3 protein-coding genes and 1 pseudogene are annotated in these 3280 nt (G+C 34.4%); all 4 read right to left on the bottom strand.

All coding sequences use genetic code 11. The features are described 5' to 3' along the window. Nucleotides 1-29 precede the first annotated feature (29 nt). The 4 genes and pseudogenes from AC4AGG_RS15860 to AC4AGG_RS15845 all read right to left on the bottom strand — a co-directional run bounded on the left by AC4AGG_RS15860 (nucleotide 30) and on the right by AC4AGG_RS15845 (nucleotide 3123). The gene (locus AC4AGG_RS15860; protein ID WP_489772995.1) at nucleotides 30-374 is read right to left on the bottom strand and encodes a DUF7674 family protein; all 345 of its coding nucleotides are present in this window, start codon (nucleotides 372-374) and stop codon (nucleotides 30-32) included. 625 nt (nucleotides 375-999) lie between these two features. Beyond that, nucleotides 1000-1185 (bottom strand): annotated as a pseudogene (locus tag AC4AGG_RS15855) (RHS repeat-associated core domain-containing protein); the annotation flags it as partial. Nucleotides 1186-1196: 11 nt separating this feature from the next. After that, the gene (locus AC4AGG_RS15850) at nucleotides 1197-2516 is read right to left on the bottom strand and encodes a nucleoside permease (RefSeq protein ID WP_489772994.1); all 1320 of its coding nucleotides are present in this window, start codon (nucleotides 2514-2516) and stop codon (nucleotides 1197-1199) included. Nucleotides 2517-2529: 13 nt separating this feature from the next. Beyond that, nucleotides 2530-3123, bottom strand: coding sequence for a bifunctional nuclease family protein (locus AC4AGG_RS15845; protein ID WP_489772993.1), 594 nt, complete (start codon nucleotides 3121-3123; stop codon nucleotides 2530-2532). Between the last annotated feature and the right edge of the window lie 157 nt (nucleotides 3124-3280).

Here is a 3280-nt window from a genome sequence, read left to right as displayed (position 1 = left end):
GCAAGCTGTTAGACGTAGCCAAGAGCAATCTATATGAATTTATATTTTTGCAATTTTTCTATGGCGTTTTTTGGTAAAAATTTCTCTAGATTATCAACACTCCCTGTTTCTTCATAAAATTTATCAAACACTTGTAATATTATTGCGTTTTCTGTCTCTTGTCCTCCATTTTTTAATGCATCACTAACAAATAGCATTACTTTTTCTACAACCCTAATATCTCTCGCATTATTCACAAGAAAATTTCCTAAATCTCCTAAAATTGGATAATTACCATCCTCTTCATCAAAAACAGATCTAAACTCTGGCACAAACTCTCTTAATTTCTGAGGTATAGAGTTATAATAATCATCTTTAATTACCTGAAAGTGCATTTTGAATATCATTTAATAGTTGTTTCACTGTTTGTTTTTCTACATTTGTCAAATTAGCGCGATCTTGCCATAATTTTTGCAATGCCCTTCTATAATCTAAAAGTTTTTGTCCATGAGTTCTACCACCAACGGTTCGTCCTGTTGCTTGCTCTAATCTGTATGCATCCATTGAACTTCCGCTTCCAATTTTAGCTCTGTTTTTATATAATTCTTTTACAATATTTAATAGTTTAGGATTTTTTACAGCATTCGTCAAACTGGTTCTTGCCGTCGTTAATAACTTTATTAAAGAAGCTCCTCCTCCAGGACCAATAGGAACAGTTCCTGCTATAGGCTCTATAGATGGATTTAGATAATGCTTGCCTTTATATTCTACATCTTCTCCAACTTCTAGTTCCACCCATTCTCCATCTCTATATTGATAACCAGTAAAGCCAATTACGTAAATATCAGCATCCTTAGCCTTTTTTGGACATTTAGGACAATCACCATTGCTATTATTGCCTGATTCTGTATCTTCAGAAGAATTATTTGAATTTGCACCATAATAATCAAGTGCTTGATCAAAAGAAACTTCTTTATCTCCATCCATATACTTTCCTGTATTCCAATCGTAAGCAGGACGCATTCCATCAGGGTCAATAAATTTTATTGGATTATTATATGCATAATTATAAGGAGACCATCTTCTCATTTTCTCCGCCAACGGATCCACCACTCCCCATCTTCCGATATCCGGCATATAGAATCTCGCCCCATAATCGTACATTCCGGTTTCTTGGAGTTCTTTACCGTTGTATTTGTACTGATAATGATCTCATATCAATGTCCAACATTGGCAACTTCGTTAGGATTGTGTTTGTGTTTGAATAAAATTGCGAAAAATACTGCAATAATTAGAGCGTAAATTGTGAAGGTAAACCATATACCACTCCAATCCTTAATTCCATCTGCAGATGTAAAGAATTGACCAATTAACCAACCACTGATAGAACTTCCCAAAATCGCTCCGAAGCCATTAGTCATCATCATAAATAATCCTTGAGCCGATGAACGAATCTTAGAATCTGTGGTCGTCTCAATAAATAATGAACCCGAAATATTAAAAAAGTCAAAGGCAAGACCATATATAATATTCGATAGAATAATAGCCATCAAACCTATTCCGTCAGGACTTCCGATAGAAAATAATCCAAATCTAAGTACCCATGCAAACATACTCATCAACATTACATTTTTGATTCCGAATCGCTTCAAAAAGAATGGAATAGTTAGTATAAAAACAGTTTCGGATATCTGAGAAATAGAAATAATCATCGTAGAATATTGTACCACCGCCGAATCTGCATATTCTGCAATATTTTTGAAATCCTTCAAAAAGGTATCTCCGTACATATTGGTCAACTGCAATGCTGCTCCTAATAACATAGAAAAAATAAAGAAAAGCGCTAGCTTATAATCTGCGAAAAGTTTAAAGGCGTTCAATCCTAATCTTTCTGACAATGAGGAACCAGCGTTAACGTTTTGAGGCGGACATTTTGGTAACGTAAAGGAATATATACCCAAAATAATAGCAAAAACGGAAGCAATATAAAACTGATTAGCATTAAGAATATTGCCTGTAATACTAGCTAATTCATTACCAATTTCAATTCCCCATGGAAACGGAGAAAGTTCATCACTAAAAATATTAGTAATCCACATCGCCGCTATGAAGCCTATCGTACCCCAAACTCTAATTGGTGGAAAAACCTTTACAACGTCATACTTATTATTCTTTAGAATCGTATAGGATAAAGAATTAGACAAAGAAATGGTTGGCATATAGCAAAACATTGCAAAAAGCAGTACCCAAAAGAAAGTTGTTGGATTATCTGTCTTCGCCAAAAAGAACAAAATTATACCGTACAAAATGTGTAAAATACCATACAATCTTTCCGCATTCACCCATTTATCAGCAATCATTCCTATAATTGCAGGCATAAAAATAGAAGCAATACCCAAGGTAGAAAACACCGCTCCAAATTCGTTACCACTCCAATGTTTTATCCCAAATCCATAAGAGCCCAAAGTTGTTAGCCATGCTCCCCAAACAAAAAACTGTAGAAAGCTAAGGACCGTTAATCGTAGTTTTATATTCATTCTTTTGTATTAATTAATCTATTTTCTTTCTGCGCTTATTAATCTCTTCCTGAAGCTCTAACGCGGTATCAAAATCTTCATCTGCAACAGCCTCTTCCAAAAGCTTCAGAAGATCCTCCATTGGTAGATTGCTCAAATCCTCAGCATCGGATACTTCTTCTATCTCATCACCTTCTACCTTTTCGTCAATATCAAGAAGAATTCCTGCCTCATTAAGCACCTGGTCTGTGGTATAAATGGGAGCATTAAATCTTACTGCCATTGCAACCGCGTCCGATGTACGAGCATCAAGAATCAACTCTTCGTTATTTGCTGTATTGGTGAAATTAATATTAGAGAAAAAGACTCCATCAACGATTTGATAGATAATAACTGAAGTCAAATTATAGCTGGTCGATGTAACAAACTTTGTAAAAAGGTCGTGTGTCAAAGGTCTTGGAGGATTAATATCTTTCTCCAACCCCAAGGAAATAGATTGTGCTTCGAAATTACCAATAACAACGGGCAATTTCACATTGCTTTCTTCATGTTCCAATAATAATGCATACGCACCGGATTGTGTCTGGCTGTAGGATATCCCTCGAATTACTAATTTTTTATAATCCATAACACAAATATAGGGTAAAATTTGAGATTTTTGAATTGATTTTTCAGTTTTAAACATAAAAAAATCCGAAAAAAATTCGGATTTCTTTTTTATAAAAAACTTGTTGAATTAGGCATTTAAGCAATAATTTGTTTGTAAGAGATTGGTTTTGATATAA

The sequence above is a fragment of the Chryseobacterium sp. CG10_8 genome (genome assembly GCF_058117085.1).
This window is presented reverse-complemented; position numbering and strand designations above follow the sequence as displayed.